Below are 17,528 nucleotides of genomic sequence, written 5' to 3' on the forward strand. Positions count from 1 at the left end.
GTGCCCGGCTTCGGCCCGGCGCGCACCCGCATTGTCATTTGAGCGTGAGCGTGGCGGGCGCCCCGCCCAGCTGCGCGCGCTGCAGCCACGAGAGCATCGAATCCACCGTCACCGTCTCGATCCGGTCGGAGTACCGCTTGTCGTTGGGGTGGTCGTCGAAGGCGATATTGGCCGAGCCCACGCGCCCGCCCATGCGGGTCAGCGGCCCGATCTTGAGCGTGGTGGGCTCGTAGCCCTTGAACTTGAGCCAGGCCTGCGCCTGTTCGCGCGAGTTCACGGTGGTCGGCTCCATGGCCGCGGCCAGAGTCTCCAGCGCCCACTGGTTGGACTGCTGGTACTTGGTGCCCCAGGCATAGCTCACCATGCTGTAGGCGGGCTGGTTCATGGCCTTGGTGCGGCCCTTGTCCTGCAGCAGCACGAACAGGCGCTGCTGCACCTCGGGCGTGGGCACGGCCCACACAGCCTCGTAGCGCCACAGGTCGTCGAGGAAGAATTCCCCCAGGCCCTGGCGGTAGACATGGCCTACGGCGGTGCCGCACTCGTTGAGCTTGTGCGCCACGCGCCAGGGGCCCTCGGGTGTCTTGTAGGCCCAGCCCAGGTGCGAATAGCGCACGCCGTACTTGCCCAGGTCCTGGCCGGCGCGACCCAGCATCACGACCTGGGCGCCCGTGGCATCCAGGGCCTGGGAGGTGCGCTCGGCCAACTGCATGCCGCGCTCCACGCTCTTGGCGGGAGGCGGCTTGGCTGCCTCGCACGAGCGACCGGCATGGGCCTGGGTGGCAGGCAGCAGGGCAGCGCCGGTCAGCAGCGCCGCGCCCAGGGCCCAGCGCAGGCCGGGCTGGTGCAAAGTGGTGGTGTGGTGCATGGCTGCGGCCTTTCTCACAGGCGCTCGTTGTACAGCAGCGCCCGGCCAATGGCGTTGGGCACGAAGGCCAGCGCCTCGCCAGCCACCGACAGCACCACGCCCGAGCCGATCACCGTGCAGACCACCACCGTGCCCACGGCATGGGCCGAGGCACCGATGCCGCGGCCCAGCACCTCCACGCTGACACGGGCGCCGTCCGAGGCACGTTCGAGCACGTACACGGTGCCCACGGCCGAGACTTCCACCGCACGCACCGACAGCACCGCGCCACCGACCGACAGGGCCGCCGGCAGGGCCACGACGGCACCCGCCGCCGCCGATGCGACCGAGGCCGTGCCGACGACGGAGGCCACCGGCAGCAAGGACAGCGCGGCCGAGGCCTCGCTCTGGGCGCGGGCCGGCACGCTGGCCAGGGCCGCAAGGAAAGTGGCGGCCAGCAGTGTGCGGGCCAGGGTGCGTTGCAGGGTCTTGTTCATCGACATAGTGTCACTCCAGAGGGTTGGGTGCGCCTGGCGCGCCAAAGGCGCCAGGCAATGCATTCAGGAAGGAGGCTGCGCGGCTCAAGCGTTGCTGCCGGACGCGGCCTGGGCAGCTTCGCGGCGGCCCTGGAGACGGGCTTCGGCCAGGTCCGCTTCATGGCGGTCGCGCAGCATCTTGGCCAGCGTGAATGCGGTGGTGATCAGGTACAGCCAGCTCACACCGAGGAAGGCCTTGTAGGTCTGGTTCACGTCCATGCTGAACAGGCCCCAGCCCGTCAGGCCCATGGCGACCGCAAAGCCGCCCCACACCACCAGCTTCCACATGGGGGTGTCGCCAGCACCGCGGCGGCCCGCACTTTCGTTGTCCCGCACGAACTTGGCCAGCACGAAGGCGGCCGAGAGGCAGAACACATAGCCCATCACCATGAACGCGCGCTCCAGCTGCTCCCCGGGCAGCCAGGCCAGGCCGACTGCGCACAGGAACACGGCAATGCCGAACGAAATCCAGACCTGGAGCTGCCAGGCCTTGGTATCACGCTGAACGACGAAGGAAGATGCTGACATATGGGTGGTGTGGCCCTGGGGCCGTTGTTGAACACGGAACGAATGGTCGCAAAGCGCCAGCCGGGTGTCCGCATTGAACCACCACAGTGGCATTGCGCCAGCTCTTCGGTATCGTTTTGCGGTACTTGGTCACACTATGACACCCTTATCCGCCTCCAAAGTTGTGCGCAAGCCACCAACCGAAGCGCCTGGGCGACAGCCAATGCCGCGCCCGTCTTCGACAATCCCGGCCACTGCGGGGCCTGCCCGCCCTCGCGAATTTCCTGGAGACCCGCCATGACCAAACCCTTTGACATCGTCGTCCACGGCGCCACCGGCTTCACCGGCCGGCTCGTGGTGGAGTACCTGCTGCAGCGCTACCCGGCCGGCAGCGGCCTGCGCTGGGCCATGGGCGGGCGCAGCGCCGAGAAGCTGGCCGCCGTGCGCGACGAGCTGGGCGCCCCGGCCGACACGCCCCTGGTGGTGACCGACAGCGCCAGCATGGAGAGCCTGCAGGCCCTGATGGCACAGACCCGCCTGGTGCTGACCACGGTGGGGCCGTACCAGCTCTACGGCAACGAGCTCGTGGCCGCTTGCGCGGCGGCGGGCGTGGACTATGTGGACCTGTGCGGCGAGCCCGCCTGGATGCGCCACATGATCGATGCGCACGAGGCCACGGCCCAGGCCAGCGGCGCGCGCATCGTGTTCTCGTGCGGCTTCGACTCGATCCCGTTCGACCTGGGCGTGTTCGTGCTGCAGCGCGAGATGAAGGCGCGCTTCGGCCACCCTGCCAGCCGCGTGCGCGGCCGGGTGCGCAAGATGAAGGGCACCTTCTCGGGCGGCACGGCGGCGAGCCTGAAGGCCACCATGGCCGCATCGGCCGCCGACCCCAAGGTGCTGGACCTGCTCAAGAACCCGTTCTCGCTCACGCCCGGCTTCGAAGGCCCGCGCCAGCCCACGGGCCACAAGCCCATGTTGGACGAAGCCCTGGGCATGTGGGTCGCCCCCTTCGTGATGGCGGCCATCAACACGCGCAACGTACACCGCTCCAACTTCCTGCTGCAGCATGCCTGGGGCACGGATTTCGTCTACGACGAGATGCTGGTCACCGGGCCCGGGGAAAAGGGCGAGGCCATCGCCAATGCGGTGGCGGGCGACAAGTCCATGGGCTCGGACAAGGGCCCCCAGCCGGGCGAAGGCCCTTCGCGCGAAGAGCGGGAGGCGGGCTTCTACGACGTGCTGTTCCTCGGTGAGGACGGCCAGGGCAACACCCTGCGTGTGGGCGTCAAGGGCGACCGCGACCCCGGCTATGGCTCCACCTCGAAGATGATCGCCGAAGCGGCCGTCTGCTTGCTGCAGGAAGCTACGGGCACCCCCGGCGGCATCTGGACCACCGCGCCCGCCATGGGCGAACCGCTGGTGGCGCGCCTGCGGGCGAATGCCGGTCTGAGCTTCGAAGTAGAAGCCTCGTAAATCCACTCGCCCCCTACAGGGCCAGCGGCAGCTCCGTGGTGGACAGCACGTTGCGCAGCACCATGAAGGAGCGCACCTGCCGCACGCCGGGCAGGTAGATCAGCTGCTCGGCATGCAGGCGGTTGAAGCTGTCGCTGTCGCGTGTGCGCACCAGCATGAAGTAGTCGAACTCGCCCGTCACCACGTGGCATTCCATGCAGCCCGAGATCTTCACAGCGGCCTTCTCGAAGGCCGCGAAGGACTCGGGCGTGGAACGGTCGAGCACCACGCCGATCATCACCAGCATGCCCGCCCCCACGGCCTTGGGGTTGAGCAGCGCCACCACCCCGTCGATCAGCCCCAGGCGCTTGAGCCGCTCAACGCGGCGCAGGCAGGCCGGCGGGCTCAGATGCACCTTCTCGGCCAGGGCCACATTGGACAGGGAGGCATCGCGCTGCAAAAGCCGCAGGATGGCCTTGTCCGTGCGGTCCAGCACAGAAGCGGCGCCATCGTCGGCCTGCGCATTCTTGCGAAGAACTTTTGTTGTGCTCATTGCCGGATTTGCAAAATTATCGAAATATATAGTCGATTCAAGGGCATCAAATCTCTGATTCGAAGAGATATTTCACAACCACGTTATACACGCCTTTTCTTACGATGGAGGCACCGCAGAAAGCGCTTTTCAAGGGCCCGTTCTGCGCCCTGCCACCCCTCCCTCGCACAGGAAAACGCCATGAACCTGCAGAAATTCGCCCGCCACCCGCTGACCTTTGGCCCCTCGCCCATCACGCCGCTGCCGCGGCTGTCGGCCCACCTGGGCGGCAAGGTCCATCTGTATGCCAAGCGCGAGGACTGCAACAGCGGCCTGGCCTTCGGCGGCAACAAGACGCGCAAGCTCGAATACCTCATCCCCGAGGCCATTGCCGGCGGCTACGACACGCTGGTGTCCATCGGCGGCATCCAGTCCAACCAGACGCGCCAAGTGGCCGCCGTGGCCGCGCACCTGGGCATGAAGTGCGTGCTGGTGCAGGAAAACTGGGTCAACTACTCCGACGCGGTGTACGACCGCGTGGGCAACATCGAGATGTCGCGCATCATGGGCGCCGACGTGCGCCTGGACGCGGCGGGCTTCGACATCGGCATCCGCCCCAGTTGGGAGCAGGCCATGGACGACGTGAAGAAGGCCGGCGGCAAGCCCTTCCCCATCCCTGCGGGCTGTTCCGAGCACCCCTACGGTGGCCTGGGCTTCGTGGGCTTTGCCGAAGAAGTGCGCCAGCAGGAGAAGGAGCTGGGCTTTGCATTCGACTACATCGTCGTGTGCTCGGTCACGGGCAGCACGCAGGCCGGCATGGTGGTGGGTTTTGCAGCCGACGGTCGGGCGCGCAAGGTGATCGGCATCGATGCCTCGGCCAAGCCCGCGCAGACGCATGCGCAGATCCTGCGCATCGCGCAGAACACCGCCCAGCTGGTGGAACTGGGCCAGGACATCACGGCCGAGGACGTGGTGCTGGACACGCGCTACGGCGGCCCCGAGTACGGCCTGCCCAGCGAGGGCACGCTCGAGGCCATCCGCCTGTGCGCGCGCCAGGAAGGCATGCTCACCGACCCGGTGTACGAAGGCAAGTCCATGCACGGCATGATCGACATGGTGCGCAAGGGCGAATTCCCCGAAGGCTCCCGTGTCCTGTACGCGCACCTGGGAGGGGTGCCGGCGTTGAACGCCTACAGCTTTCTTTTTCGCAACGGCTGAGCGCACCGAGACCGAGGGCGAGCGCCTGGCCCGGCTGGCCGGGCTGTCGTTGATCTGAGCCCGTACACCTCAGCGCCGGATCGCGGTCGGGTCGCCCAGTGCGGCATTGAGCGCCACCGCTTCCTGCACCAGGCGGACGACCACATGCTGCTCAAGCGGCGTGTCCTGCAGCAGAGTGAGGGTGGCCATCTCGTACTGGCCACCGGGCTTCAGGCGCGGTTCGATGCGAAGAAGGCGCTGGCCGCGCCAGAAACCCAGCAGCACGCGCCGGGGCTCGGCGCGGATGAGGAGCACCGGGCCATTGAACAGGCAGACGAGGTGCCCCCACTTGAGCCGCTCCCGCAACTGCGGGGATGCAGCCAGCGTGGTGGAACGCAGGGCTTCGCAGTAGCTGCGCTGCCAGCCATCGAGGCCGCCGATGTAGCCCTCGGGCGTGGTGGCAGAGGTCAGCACCATTTTCATGGCAGGCTCCCGTGGCGGTGTCCGGTGCGCAGCCAGGCCCGCGGTGCATCGGCATTGCGCACGCTCAGGTGCCCAGCAGATCGGCCACGCGCGTGCGCAGCAGCGCGGGCTGCACGTCGGACGACGCCACGGCATGCCCCACGTTCAGGCCCACGCGGCTGTAGAACCCGCGGCGGAACGGGCGCACCATGGCCCCGCCCTGCTCGATGCGGCTGAAGTACGAGCCCCAGAGGTTGGTCAGCGCCATGGGGATCACGGGGGCGTTGATGCCCTCTTCGCGCGCCCGGTCGATGATCTTCATGATGCCGCCCTTGAACTCCTGCAGCTGCCCGTCCTTGGTGATGCCGCCCTCGGGGAAGATGGCCAGCAGGTCGCCTTCGCGCAGCACCTGGGCCGCACGCTCGAAGGCGGCTTCGTAGATGGCGGGGTCTTCCTTGTAGGGCGCGATCGGGATGGCCTTGGCCAGACGGAACAACCAGCCGAGCACCGGCACGCGGAAGATGCGGTGGTCCATCACGAAGTAGATGGGCCGCGGGCTGGCGGCCATGAGCAGCACCGCATCGATGAAGCTCACGTGGTTGCAGGCCAGGATGGCCGCGCCCGTGCTGGGCAGGTTCTCGTCGCCCTGCACCTTGAAGCGGTAGACGAAGCGCGAGGACACCCAGGCCACGAAGCGCAGCAGGTATTCGGGCACCAGCATGAAGATGTAGAACGCCACCACCGCATTCGCCAGGCCGGTGAACAAAAAGATCTGCGGCACGGTGAAGCCTGCGCCCAGCAGCGCGCCGGCGATCAGCGAGCTGGCGATCATGAACAGCGCGTTCAGGATGTTGTTGGCAGCGATGATGCGCGCGCGGTGCGTGGGCTGGCTGCGCATCTGGATCAGTGCGTACATGGGCACGCTGTACAGGCCGGCGAACAGGCTCAGCAGCGCCAGGTCGAGCATCACGCGCCAGTGCTGGCTCTGCGCGAGGAAGGCGCCAAGGCCCATGATCTCCGACGGCGGCAGGCTGCGCGCGGCGAAGTACAGGTCGATGGAGAACACGCTCATGCCGATGGCGCCCAGGGGCACCAGGCCGATCTCGACGTGGCGGCGCGAGAGCACCTCGCACAGCAGCGAACCGATGCCGATGCCCACCGAGAACACCACCAGCAGCAGCGAGGCCACCTGCTCGTTGCCGTGCAGCACCTCCTTGGCCAGGCTCGGGAACTGCGACAGGAACACCGCGCCGAAGAACCACATCCAGCTGATGCCCAGCAGCGAGCGGAAGACGACGATGTTGCCGTGCGCAAGCTTGAGGTTGCGCCAGGTCTCGGTGATGGGGTTCCAGTTGATGACCAGGCCCGGGTCGGTCGCCGGAGCCGAGGGAATGGCCTGGGCCACCAGGCGCCCGACCAGGGCCAGCGCCACGCAGGCGATGGCCACCGTGGTGTGGCCGATGCCCGGCAGGGCCACCAGCAGGCCGCCGGCCACGTTGCCCAGCAGGATGGCGACGAAGGTGCCCATCTCCACCATGCCGTTGCCGCCGGTGAGCTCGCGCTCGGTCAGCACCTGGGGCAGGTAGGCAAACTTCACGGGGCCGAACAGCGTGGAGTGCATGCCCATGAGGAAGGTACACAGCAGCAGGATGGGCACGTTGCCGGCCACGAAGCCCACGGCCGCCACCAGCATGATGGCGATTTCCAGGTTCTTCACGAAGCGGATCATGCGCGTCTTGTCGTACTTGTCCGTGAGCTGGCCCGAGGTGGCCGAGAACAGCAGGAACGGCAGGATGAACAGCGCACCAATCACCAGCCCGGCCATGGCCGGCGGCAGCCAGCCCACGCTGAGCTGGTAGGTCACCATCACCGTGAAGGCGAACTTGAACAGGTTGTCGTTGGCCGCGCCCGAAAACTGCGTCCAGAAGAAGGGCGCGAAGCGGCGCTGGCGCAGCAGGGCGAACTGGTTGGGGTCTTCATGGCCGCCGTGGCTGCGCTGGACGCCAGGGCTGCCGTGCAGGGGGCTCGCGCCCGCAGAAGGGGTCTCGGTGGTCATGCGTCTCTCCTCGCTTGCTTGCGTCTTGGTGTGGTCGAACGGCATCTCAGGCGCCCTGGCGGCGTGCGCTGCGCGCCGTGGCCGGCCCGCTGCCCGGCCGGTGCTGGCCGCCATTCTGCCCGGTTGCGGCGACAGCGCCATGGCCCTCGGTGCGTGGGAGCAACGCGGCCAATGCCGACAGCACCGGCAGGGCCGCGGCGGCGGCCGCCAGGTGCTTGAGGCTGTGGCCGGATACCCATTGGCCCGTGGCCTCCAGGATGGCATGGTCGGCGGCCTCGAACAGCTTGGCGGCGCCATAGAAGGCGATCACGGCGCCCAGCTGCACGGCCAGGGTTCCATCGCGCCGCGGCAGTGCGGCCAGCGTCAGCACCACCAGCATGCCGCCCAGTTGCACCACGGCCCAGGGCAGCACGTTGCCGGTCAGCGCCCACCACAGCACGGCCGATGTGCCGCCCAGCAGCACGGCGCCCGCCGTGGCGATGCCGGCACGCTGGCTGATGCGGCCCGCCGCCGCCAGGCCCAGCAGGCCCGCGAACGGCAGCACCATGCCCAGTCGGTCCCAGAGCAGGCCGAAGTCGCTGGGCTCCCAGTGGTAGACGGCCGAGCCCACCGAGGTGCAGACCAGCCCGGCAAAGAACAGGCCGGCCAGGGCGCGTGAAACGCCCTCCACTGCAGCCACCGGCACCCGGGCCAGCCACGCGAGGCCCAGCGCCCCGGCGATGGCGAACGGAAGATTGCTCAGCACGTCAAGCGCGCAGGGGATGCCCAGCAGCGTGCGCTGGTCGGCAAAGCCGTGCTGGTGGGCGCTGTCCTGCAGCACGGGGCCGAACACGGCCAGCGCCAGCAGCGCACAGGCGCCGAGCAGCAGGGCGACCTCCGGGCGGGACAGGCCCGTGGTAGGCGAAGGGGTGGGCAGCGGCATGGTGCGGGTTCCAGAAGTGGTCGGTAGGGCGCAGTGTGGGAATGTTCCGGGGCCATTCAGTACCAAAATCTGTGCAAAGGGCTACCAAAAACACCGAAGGTACCGATAATCGATACCCATGAGCACCACCGCCGACCTCGTTACCGCCCTCAAGAAGGAACTCAAGACCGCGCAGATGACCTACGCCGACCTGGCGCAGCAGCTGGGCATGGCGGAGTCCAGCGTCAAGCGCATGCTGGCCAAGGGGGACATGCCGCTGTCGCGCATCGACGCCATCTGCCGCGCGCTGGCGCTGGACTTCGCCGACCTGGCACGGCGCGTGGCCGAGAGCCAGCCCCTGCTCAAGGAGCTGACGCAGGAGCAGGAAAAAGCCGTGGTGGCCGACAAGCGGCTGCTGCTGATGGCCATCTGCGTGCTCAGCCAGTGGACGCTGGAGCAGGTCACTGGCACCTACCGCCTGTCGGAGGCCGAGGGCATCAAGTACCTGGCCCAGCTCGACCGCATCGGCATCATCGAGCTGCGGCCGCTCAACCGCTACCGGCTCAAGCTGGCCAAGACCTTCCGCTGGCGCCCCCATGGCCCGGTGATGAACTACTTTCGCGAGCATGCGCTGCTCGACTACTTTGCCGGCGGCTTTGACGGCGCGGGCGAAGGCGTGCTGCTGGTGCACGGCACCATCAGCCGCAGCCTGGCCCCGGCCTTCATGGAGCGCATGCAGCGCGTGGCCCAGGACTTCGCCCAGCAACACCTCGCGGACCAGAAGCTGCCACCGCGCGAACTCGAGGGCTACACCCTGCTGCTGGCGCTGCGCAGCTGGGAGTTCGAGGCCTTCACGGGCATGCGCCGCTAAGCGCCCCGCCAAAAAAGTAAAAGAAACTTGACATCGCCCCAAAGCTCGCCACAATAAGTAAAGCAACCTTTACATCCAAGGATTTCCACCATGCATGAGCAGCCTCCCTTGCTGGAACAACTCGCCTACCTGACCAGGGTGCTGGCCGGGGTTCTCGTCCTGATCCTTCTCGGGCTTGCGAGCCTGGAACTCCCCTCGCTCTCGCGGCCTGCCGGCCAATGGGCTGCCTTGCTGCTGGCTGCGGTCACGGGGTTGCTCGGCCGGGCAGCCCTGTGCCGCTACCGCCGGCTGGACGAACTGCAGCGCCAGATGCACGGCCGCGCTTGCCAGTGGGCGCTGGGTTTCGGCCTGCTGGCGCTGCTGGCCGCGTCGGCGCTGCAGACGCTGGGGATCAGCCCGCCGCTGCATCCCCTGGCGTTGGCGGCCACCCTGGTCACCGCCTGGGGCGCCGGCCTGTGCATCACCCACCACCGCTTGAGCTGAGCATGGCGCGCATCCTCGTGACCGGCGCCGCCGGCTACCTTGCCTCGTGGGTGGTGCAGCAGTTCCTCGCCCAGGGCCACACCGTGCATGCCACCGTGCGCAGCCTGCAGGACACCCGCAAGACCCGGCACTTGCAGCGCATGGCCCTGGAGCACCCGGGCCGCCTGGCACTCTTCGAGGCAGACCTGCTCAGCCCGGCGGGCTTCGAAGCCGCCATGGCGGGGTGCGACACCGTCGTCCATACCGCGTCGCCCTACCGCCTGGGACCGGTTGCGGACGCACAGCGCGAGCTGATCGATCCGGCCACCAACGGCACGCGCCATGTGCTCGAAGCGGTCAACCGCACGCCCACGGTGCGGCGTGTCGTGGTCACCAGTTCCATCGTGTCGATGTACGGCCACAGCGCCGAACTGCGGGACCGGCCCGGCCACGCACTGCGGGCCGACGATGTCAACCGCAGTTCGACCGTGCAGGGCAACCCCTATGCGCTGTCCAAGACCCGTGCGGAAGCCCTGGCCTGGGAGATGCAAGCCCGCCAGGCACGCTGGACCCTGGTCACCGTGCACCCGGGGGCGATCTTCGGCCCCTCGCTGTCGGACCGGGACGATGCCACCAGCGTGCAGATGCTGCGCCAGTTCCTGGACGGCTCGTTCCGCCAGGGGGTGCCCCGGCTCTGGCTGGGCATCGTGGATGTGCGCGACGTGGCCCAGGCCCATGTCGGCGCGGCGCTGGGCGACCATGCCGCAGGCCGCTACATCGTCGTGGGTGAAAGCCTGCGGCTGCTGGAGATTGCCGAGCTGCTGCGCGCGAGCGGGGCCGCGCCGGGCGCGAACCTGCCCAGCAAGGAAGTGCCCAAATGGCTGATGTGGGCCATTGCGCCGATGGCCGGCATGAGCCGCGAATACGTCCGGCACAACGTCGGCCACCCGCTGAACTTCGAGACCGCGCGCAGCGTGTCCGACCTCGGTGTGCAGTACCGGCCCGCGCACGCCACCCTGGGCGAGCACGCCCGGCAATTGGCCGCAGAGCCCGCCTCCGGCAGCTGATTCCCACTCCTCCCACCATGCGCAACCACCTCAAGACCCTGCGGCAAGACCAGGGCATGACCCAGCAGGAGCTGGCGCAGGCGCTCGGCGTCAGCCGCCAGACCGTGCACTCCATCGAGGCCGGCAAGTACGACCCCAGCCTGCCCCTGGCCTTCAAGATCGCCCGGCTGCTCCAGCAGCCGATCGAGCAGATCTTCCTGCCGGACGATTGAGTGCCCAGCCCGCAGGCCCGACCTGCCGAAAAGCCTTGGCTTGACGCCATAATGAAAAATCACTATTCTTTAAATCATTGATTTCACTGATTTAAGGATAGTCAATTGAAAACCACTCGCCAACAGCAGGACGCTACGCGCCGCCAGATCGTGGCCAGCGCGGTCGATCTGATGACGCGCCAGGGCTTCGATGGCACGACGATGAAGGACATCGCGCGCGCAGCCGGCATTGGCGATGCCACGATCTACAAGTACTTCCCGACCAAGGACCGCATCGTGCTGGGCTATCTGGACGAAGCGGTGCGCAGCGCGCTGGCCGATACGCTGGCCACACCGGGCCTGGCGGACTACGGCCTGCAGGAGAAGCTGCAGCGCCTGAGCGATGCGGTGCTGGAGCGCCTGCTGCCCGACCGCGAGTTCGTGGCCGAACTGCGCACGCTGGCCAGGCGCTCGCCGCTGTCCATGCTGGCCGAGCCGCTGGCGGCACGCCAGGCGCTGCGCGAGGCGGTGGCCGGCTTCATCGAAGCGGCCGAGGCCAGCGGCGAGATCGAGCCCTGCGACTTCAAGGGCGTGGCCAGCGGCCTGTACGGCGACTACCTGGCCGGCGTGGTGGCCTACTGGCTGGCCGACGAATCGGACGAATTCGCCGACACCACGCAACTGGTGGACCTGTCACTGGGCGTGGCGGTGCTGGCGCTGCGCGCGGGCCTGGTCAACCGTGTGCTGCAGCTGGGGGGCTTCATGCTGCGCAGCCAGATGGCGCGCTTCATGCAGCACGGCAGCGGTCTGGTGGGCGTGCTGCGCATGGCCAAGAACGCGCTGGGGGACACGATGGTGCCGCCGGTGGATACGCCGCCGCGCACGCCGCGTGCGCGCCCTTCGGCCCAAGCCCCTGCGACCGAAGCGTCCAAACCCGCCCGCAAACCCCGCACCCGCAAGGCCGCACCATGAGCACCGTCCGCGCCACCGCACTTCCCCAAGGCAGCGTGATCGCATCGCGGCTGCCCGGCGCGCAGTTCGCCGACTGTTTCGAAGCGGCCGACCCCACACCCGACAGCAGCGCGCTGCAGACCTGGCTCGACATGGTGAAACAAACGCCCGGCTGGACACGCGCGCTCATGGCCCTGCGCAACCGCCTGGTGCACATGGTGGGCCTCAAGGCTGTGGGGCAACTGCATGACGGCACCCGCCGGACTGCGGCGGGCTACCGCGTGGGCGATCTGGTGGGTTTCTTCGAGATCCGCCACCTGGGCGAGCGCGAGGTGGTGATGGGCGTGGACGACCGCCACCTGAACGTGCAGGTGTCGCTGCACAAGCGCATGCAGGACGGGCAGGCCGTGCTGGCTCTTTCCTCCGTGGTGCACATCCACAACGCGCTGGGCCACACCTACATGGCCGTGATCGCGCCGTTCCACCGGCGCATCGTGCGGACCCTGCTGGCCCGGGCACAAGGCCTGGCATCGGCAGGCACAGCGGCGCGGCCCCACGCATGACAGGAGCCAAGCCACCCCGCACCGGCACGCTGGCGCGCGGCACCATCACCGGCATCACGGCCGCGCGCCTGGGCCTGGCACAACTGGGCCAGCGCATGCGGCCCGCCCACGCCGGCGAAGTGGCACAGGCCGATGCCCAAGCCCGCCACGAGGCGGCCATGGGCCGCATCCTGTTCCAGGCCATGGGGCAGTTGCGCGGCACGGCGCTCAAGGTCTCGCAGATCCTGAGCATGGACACCAGCTTTCTCCCCGAGGGGGTGCGGCGCGAGCTGGCACGCGCCTGCCACCAGGCCACGCCGCTCAACCGCGCGCTGGTGGGCCGGGTGTTCCGCCAGGCATTCGGGCAGGAGCCCGAGGCCCTGTTCACCCGCTTCGAGCCCCAGGCCTTTGCCGCCGCCAGCCTGGGCCAGGTACACCGCGCCGAGCTGGCAGGGCATGGCGCCGTGGCGGTCAAGGTGCAGTACCCGGGCATTGCCTCCACCATCGCCTCGGACATGCGCCTGTTGCGCACCACCCTGCGTGCCCTGGCGCACAGCGACCTGCCGCTGCCCGGCGATGTGGTGGTGGAGCGCGTGATGCAGGAGATCGAGCGCGCGCTGCTGCACGAGGTGGACTACCTGCACGAGGCCCGGCAGCTGCAGTGGTTTGCCGAACATGCGGCGCTGCCGGGCATCGTGGTGCCGCAGCCCATTGCCTCGCACACCCGCGCGCAGGTGCTCACCCAGCAGTACCTGCCGGGCCTGCACCTGGCTGAATGGCTGCGCAGCGAACCCACGCAGGCCGCGCGCAACCAGGCCGGCCAGTTGCTCTGGGACTGGTTCATGCACTGCACCTTTGGCCTTGGGCACATGCACGCGGACCTGCACCCGGGCAACTTTTTGTTCCTGCCGGACGGGCAACTCGGCGTGCTCGATTTCGGCTGCACGCGCGAGCTGTCGCCGGCCTTTCGCACCGGCGTGCTGCAGGCCTGGCGCGCGCTGCTGCAGCCTGCATCACCGGCCCACGCCCCAGGCGTGCTGCAAGCCTACGTGGCGCTGGGGCTGGTCGATGCGACGATGGATGTCACCACCTTCACCGACGAGCTGATGCCCGCCCTGTCGATCATGCAGGCCTGGCAGACCGAGCCCTTCACAGCGCCGGTCTTCGACTTCGCAGGCAAGAGCCGGCCGCCCGCCCCCGTAGCGGCGCAGCAAAAAGTGCTGGCCAGGCATCTGGCCGGTGTACCGCCAGAACTGCCGGCTTTCGAGCGCGCCTGGCTCGGGCTCATGCACCTGCTGACCGAAATCCGGGCGCAGGTACGCACGCAGGCCGGCCGCTGGGTCGGCTGACCACCCTCCGTTCCCCGTCTTAAAAGGAGCATTCCGTGCACAGCCTTCTCTGGTCCCTTTCCACCCTTGCTGCCCGCCCCTGGAAGGGCCGCTGGCTGCTGGCCGTGGCCCTGCTGCACACGCTGGCGGCGGCCGTGATGTTCACCCCCCAGTGGCAGATCCTGTGGCAGCGTGGCGTGTTCAACGCCGTGGCAGACGACATGCACCTGGGCACCGCCGTCTGGTTCCTGCTGTTCGGCGCGGTGCTGGCCCTGCTGGCATGGGAGGTGACGGCGCTCGAGCGCAGCCAGCCGGCCGAGGCGCTGCGGCCCATGGGCTGGTGCCTGCTGGCCCTGGTGCTGGCCGGCGTGGTGCTGATGCCGGTGTCGGGCTTCTGGCTGGTGCTGCCGCCGGCGCTGGCCTTGCTGGTCCGCTGATGTGACATAAATCACGCTTTGGGTGCGCAAGCCGCGCCGCAGCAACATCCGCTTACAACTCTTCGCACGAGCACTACACCGGCTTGACGCAAAACGCCCAGGATCAAGGCTCCGGTTCCGCAAGGAATCATTTCCAAGGAGACCTTCATGGCCCGCATCGCCCTCGCCGTCGCTTCCCTGGCCTTGCTGTCGCTGGGTGCCATTGCCCCGGCGCTGGCATCCCCCAGCGCCACCGTCGTCATCCAGACCGGCGACCCTTACTACCAACACCCCGTGCAGCGCCCCGCCCTGGCGCCGCTGCAGGTCACCCCGGTGCAGTACCACGCACCCCCCCCACCCCGCTACGAAGCGCCACCGCACGCGCGCCGTGGCATGGCCTGGGTGCCCGGCCATTGGGAATGGCGCGGCGGTCGCCATGTCTGGATCCAGGGCTACTGGGTCAAGGCCCGCCCCGGCTACAGCTACCGCGAGCCGCGCTGGGAAGAGCGCGATGGCCGCCACCACATGCGCCCCGGCGGCTGGGACCGCGATGGCGACGGTGTGCCCAACCGCCACGACCGCCGTCCGGACAACCCGTACCGCAACTGATGGCGGCAGGCCGGCCGCCCTGCGCGGGCCGGCCCCGCTCGCCTACAGGGACCAAGGCGCAGCACCTACAGACGTGGCGCCGCTGCCTGCCCACCATACAAAGGCGACACAACAACATTGAAGAAGGAGTCATCCATGGCTTACAAAACCACTTACGCAGCCCTTATTGCAACCACCCTGGCTCTGGCAAGCCTCTCGTCTGTGGCCACGGCCCAGCCGGTGCACCAAGGTACCGTGGTGATCCAGTCGGGCCCCCAGGGGTACCAGGTGATCCCCGCTCCTCCACCACCTCGCCGCGAGGCCGTGCCACGCCCCCGCCGCGGCCAGGTCTGGGAAGAAGGCCATTGGGACTGGCGTGGCGGCCGCCATGTGTGGGTCGCTGGCCACTGGGTGAAGGCACGCCCCGGCTACGCCTACCGCCAGCCCACCTGGCAGGAGCGCGACGGCCGCTGGGAAATGCGCCGTGGCGGCTGGGACCGTGACGGTGATGGCGTGAGCAACCGCAACGACCGTGATCGGGATGGCGATGGTGTATCGAACCGCCGCGACAGCAACCCGGACAACCCCCGCCGCAACTGATGCCTGACCGGGCCATCGCCCGGCCTTGTATCAGCAATGAACGCCGCACATTAGCTGCGGCGTTCGTCTTTGCGGCGCCTAGAATGGACACCGCAGGAGAGCAAGCGGCAGTGCCCGCTTCACCGAAGGCGCAAACTCCCATGCACGCTCAGGTTCCGTACTGCACCATTCATCAAGGCCGTCTGGAGAGCCGCTACGCCATGTAGCGCACCGAAGGAGCAAGCCGCAGCCCATGAGGGGCGGCGGTGAATCTCTCAGGTACCAAGGACAGGGGGAGCGGCAGCCGGGCAAAGACGTGCCCGCTGCACGCTATCGATATTCCATAGCCCACAGCGACACCGACAGGCCCGGCGATTGCCCTTCCAGAGGCTTTCAAAATGCGTGTGATCGTTCTTGGCGCCGGCCTGCTCGGCGTGACTTCGGCCTATTTCCTGCAGCAACTCGGCCACGAGGTGACCGTCATCGACCGCCAGGGTGCGCCCGGTGCGGAAACCAGCTTTGCCAACGGTGGCCAGATCTCGGTGAGCCATGCCGAGCCCTGGGCCAACCCCAGCGCGCCGCTCAAGGTGCTGCAGTGGCTGGGCAAGGAAGATGCGCCCCTGTTGTTCCGCATCCGTGCCGACATGCGCCAGTGGCTCTGGGGCCTGTCGTTCCTGCGCAACTGCACGCCGGCGCGCACGCGCCACAACATCGAGCAGATCGTGCGCCTCGGCACCTACAGCCGCGACACGCTGCAGCAGCTGCGCGCTGCCACCGGCATCGCCTACGACCAGCGCACGCAGGGCATCCTGCACTTCTATACCGACCAGAAGGAGTTCGACGGCGCCCTGGCCCCGGCCGAGCAGATGCGCCAGCTCGGCTGCGAGCGCCAGGTCATCAGCGCCGACGAGGCCGTGCGCATCGAGCCGGCCCTGGCGCACATCCGCCCGCAGCTGGCTGGCGCCACCTACACCGCGGAGGACGAGTCGGGTGATGCCAATACCTTCACGCGCGAGCTGGCACGCCTGTGCGAGGCAGCGGGCGTGCAGTTCCGCCTGGGGCACCACATCACGGCGCTGCGCGAGGCCGGCGGGCGCATCGACCATGTGGAGCTGACCACCGCCGAGGGCCGCTTCGAGCGCGTACACGGCGACGCCTTCGTACTGGCCATGGGCTCGTTCAGCCCGCTGCTGGCACAGCCCCTGGGCATCCGCCTGCCCATCTACCCGGCCAAGGGCTACTCGGTGACCATGCCGGTCAAGGACGCATCGATGGCGCACCAGGTGAGCCTGACGGACGATGAGTACAAGCTGGTCTTCTCGCGCTACACCAGCGAGCGCGGTGACCGCCTGCGCATTGCCGGCACGGCCGAACTCAACGGCTACAACCGCGACCTCAACCAGGTGCGCTGCGACGCCATCGTGCGCCGTGTGGAGCAGTTGTTTCCCGGCGCGGGCGATGCCAGCCGGGCCCAGTTCTGGACCGGCCTGCGCCCCGCCACGCCGAGCAACGTGCCGCTGATCGGCAAGACGAAACTCGGCAACCTGTTCCTCAACACCGGCCACGGCACGCTGGGCTGGACGCATGCCTGCGGCTCGGGCAAGTCGGTGGCGCGCATCGTGAGCGGCCTGGCGCCGGAACTGGATTTCGCGTTCACGGGCATGCCGCAGAGCAGCGTGCCCAGCCTGTTGCCTGCGGCGTCGAAGGCCTGAGCAAGCGCCCGGTCAGGGCGCGGCGCCCGAGGCCTGCGCGACGAAGCTCGCCAGCGCCCGCATGTCCTTGTCGCTGAGCTTGTCGGCATAGGACGGCATGACGCCGATGCCCGCGCGCAGCGCGCGCAGCACGCGCTCGGCGTTGGGCTTGAGCTCGTCCAGGATGGGGCCCACCTGCCCCTCGGCCCCGGCCGCCTGCAGCGTGTGGCACACGGCACAGGAGGGCTGGATCTTGCCGAACAGCTCCTTGCCCCGTGCCAGTTCGCTGGCGTCGGCGGCCCCAACGGCGCCGGAGACCAACGCCAGCAGCGCGGCCATGGCCGTGGTGCGCAAA

General features: G+C 68.5%; 21 protein-coding genes and 1 riboswitch. Of the genes, 13 read left to right on the forward strand and 8 right to left on the reverse strand.

Going from position 1 to position 17,528, the window contains the following annotated elements:
- Positions 1 to 34 precede the first annotated feature (34 nt).
- From AC0IZS_RS05775 to AC0IZS_RS05785, 3 genes are all read right to left on the reverse strand, one after another.
- Positions 35 to 865, reverse strand: coding sequence for a DUF2145 domain-containing protein (locus AC0IZS_RS05775; protein ID WP_471634766.1), 831 nt, complete (start codon positions 863 to 865; stop codon positions 35 to 37).
- 14 nt (positions 866 to 879) lie between these two features.
- Complete coding sequence (locus tag AC0IZS_RS05780) at positions 880 to 1,347, reverse strand: hypothetical protein (protein WP_471634767.1); 468 nt, start codon at positions 1,345 to 1,347, stop codon at positions 880 to 882.
- Positions 1,348 to 1,425: 78 nt separating this feature from the next.
- Positions 1,426 to 1,908, reverse strand: a complete 483-nt coding sequence (locus AC0IZS_RS05785) for a YiaA/YiaB family inner membrane protein (RefSeq protein ID WP_471634768.1) — start codon at positions 1,906 to 1,908, stop codon at positions 1,426 to 1,428.
- Positions 1,909 to 2,184: 276 nt separating this feature from the next.
- On the opposite strand from AC0IZS_RS05785, the gene AC0IZS_RS05790 reads away from it, so the two are divergent.
- The gene (locus tag AC0IZS_RS05790) at positions 2,185 to 3,360 is read left to right on the forward strand and encodes a saccharopine dehydrogenase family protein (protein ID WP_471634769.1); all 1,176 of its coding nucleotides are present in this window, start codon (positions 2,185 to 2,187) and stop codon (positions 3,358 to 3,360) included.
- A gap of 13 nt (positions 3,361 to 3,373) precedes the next feature.
- On the opposite strand, the gene AC0IZS_RS05795 is transcribed toward AC0IZS_RS05790, so the two are convergent.
- Positions 3,374 to 3,892 (reverse strand): Lrp/AsnC family transcriptional regulator, encoded by a 519-nt coding sequence (locus AC0IZS_RS05795; protein WP_471634770.1) that lies wholly within the window; start codon positions 3,890 to 3,892, stop codon positions 3,374 to 3,376.
- 180 nt (positions 3,893 to 4,072) lie between these two features.
- Between AC0IZS_RS05795 and AC0IZS_RS05800 the strand changes: the two genes are divergently transcribed.
- Entirely contained in the window at positions 4,073 to 5,089 is a 1,017-nt protein-coding gene (locus AC0IZS_RS05800; RefSeq protein ID WP_471634771.1) for a 1-aminocyclopropane-1-carboxylate deaminase, read from the forward strand.
- A gap of 69 nt (positions 5,090 to 5,158) precedes the next feature.
- On the opposite strand, the gene AC0IZS_RS05805 is transcribed toward AC0IZS_RS05800, so the two are convergent.
- From AC0IZS_RS05805 to AC0IZS_RS05815, 3 genes are all read right to left on the reverse strand, one after another.
- Positions 5,159 to 5,551 (reverse strand): DUF1801 domain-containing protein, encoded by a 393-nt coding sequence (locus tag AC0IZS_RS05805; protein WP_471634772.1) that lies wholly within the window; start codon positions 5,549 to 5,551, stop codon positions 5,159 to 5,161.
- Between the two features lie 64 nt (positions 5,552 to 5,615).
- Positions 5,616 to 7,586 carry an MFS transporter gene (locus AC0IZS_RS05810; RefSeq protein WP_471634773.1) on the reverse strand — a complete coding sequence of 657 codons (1,971 nt, stop codon included), beginning with the start codon at positions 7,584 to 7,586 and terminating at the stop codon, positions 5,616 to 5,618.
- A 46-nt stretch (positions 7,587 to 7,632) separates the two neighbouring features.
- Positions 7,633 to 8,508 carry a hypothetical protein gene (locus AC0IZS_RS05815; protein WP_471634774.1) on the reverse strand — a complete coding sequence of 292 codons (876 nt, stop codon included), beginning with the start codon at positions 8,506 to 8,508 and terminating at the stop codon, positions 7,633 to 7,635.
- Positions 8,509 to 8,626: 118 nt separating this feature from the next.
- On the opposite strand from AC0IZS_RS05815, the gene AC0IZS_RS05820 reads away from it, so the two are divergent.
- From AC0IZS_RS05820 to AC0IZS_RS05870, 11 genes are all read left to right on the forward strand, one after another.
- Positions 8,627 to 9,358, forward strand: coding sequence for a helix-turn-helix domain-containing protein (locus tag AC0IZS_RS05820; RefSeq protein ID WP_007849667.1), 732 nt, complete (start codon positions 8,627 to 8,629; stop codon positions 9,356 to 9,358).
- Positions 9,359 to 9,448: 90 nt separating this feature from the next.
- Positions 9,449 to 9,841, forward strand: coding sequence for a hypothetical protein (locus AC0IZS_RS05825; RefSeq protein ID WP_471634775.1), 393 nt, complete (start codon positions 9,449 to 9,451; stop codon positions 9,839 to 9,841).
- 2 nt (positions 9,842 to 9,843) lie between these two features.
- Complete coding sequence (locus AC0IZS_RS05830) at positions 9,844 to 10,887, forward strand: NAD-dependent epimerase/dehydratase family protein (RefSeq protein ID WP_471634776.1); 1,044 nt, start codon at positions 9,844 to 9,846, stop codon at positions 10,885 to 10,887.
- 17 nt (positions 10,888 to 10,904) lie between these two features.
- Positions 10,905 to 11,099 (forward strand): helix-turn-helix transcriptional regulator, encoded by a 195-nt coding sequence (locus AC0IZS_RS05835; protein ID WP_471634777.1) that lies wholly within the window; start codon positions 10,905 to 10,907, stop codon positions 11,097 to 11,099.
- A gap of 105 nt (positions 11,100 to 11,204) precedes the next feature.
- A complete protein-coding gene (locus AC0IZS_RS05840) occupies positions 11,205 to 12,050 on the forward strand; it encodes a TetR/AcrR family transcriptional regulator (protein WP_471634778.1) in 846 nt (281 codons plus the stop codon).
- Positions 12,047 to 12,592, forward strand: coding sequence for a DUF2867 domain-containing protein (locus AC0IZS_RS05845; RefSeq protein ID WP_471634779.1), 546 nt, complete (start codon positions 12,047 to 12,049; stop codon positions 12,590 to 12,592). Before AC0IZS_RS05840 ends, AC0IZS_RS05845 begins: the two co-directional genes overlap by 4 nt.
- Positions 12,589 to 13,920, forward strand: coding sequence for an ABC1 kinase family protein (locus AC0IZS_RS05850; RefSeq protein WP_471634780.1), 1,332 nt, complete (start codon positions 12,589 to 12,591; stop codon positions 13,918 to 13,920). Before AC0IZS_RS05845 ends, AC0IZS_RS05850 begins: the two co-directional genes overlap by 4 nt.
- Before the next feature lie 35 nt (positions 13,921 to 13,955).
- Positions 13,956 to 14,336 carry a DUF6463 family protein gene (locus AC0IZS_RS05855; protein WP_471634781.1) on the forward strand — a complete coding sequence of 127 codons (381 nt, stop codon included), beginning with the start codon at positions 13,956 to 13,958 and terminating at the stop codon, positions 14,334 to 14,336.
- 147 nt (positions 14,337 to 14,483) lie between these two features.
- Entirely contained in the window at positions 14,484 to 14,924 is a 441-nt protein-coding gene (locus tag AC0IZS_RS05860; protein ID WP_471634782.1) for a YXWGXW repeat-containing protein, read from the forward strand.
- A gap of 135 nt (positions 14,925 to 15,059) precedes the next feature.
- The gene (locus tag AC0IZS_RS05865) at positions 15,060 to 15,503 is read left to right on the forward strand and encodes a YXWGXW repeat-containing protein (protein ID WP_471634783.1); all 444 of its coding nucleotides are present in this window, start codon (positions 15,060 to 15,062) and stop codon (positions 15,501 to 15,503) included.
- Between the two features lie 172 nt (positions 15,504 to 15,675).
- Positions 15,676 to 15,784: riboswitch (glycine riboswitch) on the forward strand.
- 96 nt (positions 15,785 to 15,880) lie between these two features.
- On the forward strand, positions 15,881 to 17,194 hold the full coding sequence (locus AC0IZS_RS05870) for a D-amino acid dehydrogenase (protein WP_471634784.1): 1,314 nt from the start codon (positions 15,881 to 15,883) through the stop codon (positions 17,192 to 17,194).
- A gap of 12 nt (positions 17,195 to 17,206) precedes the next feature.
- Here the strand turns inward: AC0IZS_RS05870 and sorU are convergent, their stop codons facing one another.
- Positions 17,207 to 17,512 carry a SorU family sulfite dehydrogenase c-type cytochrome subunit gene (gene sorU, locus AC0IZS_RS05875; protein ID WP_471639470.1) on the reverse strand — a complete coding sequence of 102 codons (306 nt, stop codon included), beginning with the start codon at positions 17,510 to 17,512 and terminating at the stop codon, positions 17,207 to 17,209.
- Positions 17,513 to 17,528 lie beyond the last annotated feature (16 nt).

This window comes from Acidovorax sp. AC410, from assembly GCF_979253235.1.

What these genes read in the sequence shown, in the direction of transcription:
- AC0IZS_RS05830 (WP_471634776.1), top strand. Translation starts at nt 9,844, where the DNA reads ATGGCGCGCATCCTCGTGACCGGCGCCGCCGGCTACCTTGCCTCGTGG.
- sorU (WP_471639470.1), bottom strand. Translation starts at nt 17,512, where the DNA reads ATGGCCGCGCTGCTGGCGTTGGTCTCCGGCGCCGTTGGGGCCGCCGAC.
- AC0IZS_RS05790 (WP_471634769.1), top strand. Translation starts at nt 2,185, where the DNA reads ATGACCAAACCCTTTGACATCGTCGTCCACGGCGCCACCGGCTTCACC.
- AC0IZS_RS05775 (WP_471634766.1), bottom strand. Translation starts at nt 865, where the DNA reads ATGCACCACACCACCACTTTGCACCAGCCCGGCCTGCGCTGGGCCCTG.
- AC0IZS_RS05825 (WP_471634775.1), top strand. Translation starts at nt 9,449, where the DNA reads ATGCATGAGCAGCCTCCCTTGCTGGAACAACTCGCCTACCTGACCAGG.
- AC0IZS_RS05785 (WP_471634768.1), bottom strand. Translation starts at nt 1,908, where the DNA reads ATGTCAGCATCTTCCTTCGTCGTTCAGCGTGATACCAAGGCCTGGCAG.
- AC0IZS_RS05805 (WP_471634772.1), bottom strand. Translation starts at nt 5,551, where the DNA reads ATGAAAATGGTGCTGACCTCTGCCACCACGCCCGAGGGCTACATCGGC.
- AC0IZS_RS05860 (WP_471634782.1), top strand. Translation starts at nt 14,484, where the DNA reads ATGGCCCGCATCGCCCTCGCCGTCGCTTCCCTGGCCTTGCTGTCGCTG.
- AC0IZS_RS05865 (WP_471634783.1), top strand. Translation starts at nt 15,060, where the DNA reads ATGGCTTACAAAACCACTTACGCAGCCCTTATTGCAACCACCCTGGCT.
- AC0IZS_RS05780 (WP_471634767.1), bottom strand. Translation starts at nt 1,347, where the DNA reads ATGTCGATGAACAAGACCCTGCAACGCACCCTGGCCCGCACACTGCTG.
- AC0IZS_RS05810 (WP_471634773.1), bottom strand. Translation starts at nt 7,586, where the DNA reads ATGACCACCGAGACCCCTTCTGCGGGCGCGAGCCCCCTGCACGGCAGC.
- AC0IZS_RS05850 (WP_471634780.1), top strand. Translation starts at nt 12,589, where the DNA reads ATGACAGGAGCCAAGCCACCCCGCACCGGCACGCTGGCGCGCGGCACC.
- AC0IZS_RS05800 (WP_471634771.1), top strand. Translation starts at nt 4,073, where the DNA reads ATGAACCTGCAGAAATTCGCCCGCCACCCGCTGACCTTTGGCCCCTCG.
- AC0IZS_RS05795 (WP_471634770.1), bottom strand. Translation starts at nt 3,892, where the DNA reads ATGAGCACAACAAAAGTTCTTCGCAAGAATGCGCAGGCCGACGATGGC.
- AC0IZS_RS05820 (WP_007849667.1), top strand. Translation starts at nt 8,627, where the DNA reads ATGAGCACCACCGCCGACCTCGTTACCGCCCTCAAGAAGGAACTCAAG.
- AC0IZS_RS05835 (WP_471634777.1), top strand. Translation starts at nt 10,905, where the DNA reads ATGCGCAACCACCTCAAGACCCTGCGGCAAGACCAGGGCATGACCCAG.
- AC0IZS_RS05815 (WP_471634774.1), bottom strand. Translation starts at nt 8,508, where the DNA reads ATGCCGCTGCCCACCCCTTCGCCTACCACGGGCCTGTCCCGCCCGGAG.
- AC0IZS_RS05870 (WP_471634784.1), top strand. Translation starts at nt 15,881, where the DNA reads ATGCGTGTGATCGTTCTTGGCGCCGGCCTGCTCGGCGTGACTTCGGCC.
- AC0IZS_RS05845 (WP_471634779.1), top strand. Translation starts at nt 12,047, where the DNA reads ATGAGCACCGTCCGCGCCACCGCACTTCCCCAAGGCAGCGTGATCGCA.